Below are 354 nucleotides of genomic sequence, written 5' to 3'. Positions count from 1 at the left end.
GACGTCGAGGCTGCCCGTGGCAGTGGTGCCGTTGTCGTCGACCACTTTCACGGCCAACTGTTCAGGCAGGGTGTTGGTGCCGTTGGCGGTCGGGTGGGCTTCGTTATCGTTCAGGGTGTAGCTGTAGCTCACCACACCGGTCGCCGCGTTGAACCCGGTGATGGTCAGCGTGCTGCCCAACGGGGTGGTGATCGATTGCGGGAAGCCCGCCGCCACGCCAGCAGTGACCACGGCGATGCCGCCGACGGTCAGGGTCGTGACGCCGTCGAGGGCGGCGACGGTGAAGGTGCCGTTCTGGGTCAGCGCGGTGGCATCCGGTGCGCTGCCGTCGCTGAGGTTTTTCTCGAAGACGGT

At 66.4% G+C, this 354-nt stretch carries 1 protein-coding gene; it reads right to left on the bottom strand.

Annotated features, from left to right (window positions below; all coding sequences use genetic code 11):
* On the bottom strand, window positions 1-354 hold a 354-nt coding region (locus tag VC35_RS27935; protein ID WP_046043952.1), incomplete at both ends, for a hypothetical protein.

It is taken from the genome of Pseudomonas fluorescens, assembly GCF_000967965.1.
GTDB classification, from domain to species: domain Bacteria; phylum Pseudomonadota; class Gammaproteobacteria; order Pseudomonadales; family Pseudomonadaceae; genus Aquipseudomonas; species Aquipseudomonas grandcourensis.
This window is presented reverse-complemented; position numbering and strand designations above follow the sequence as displayed.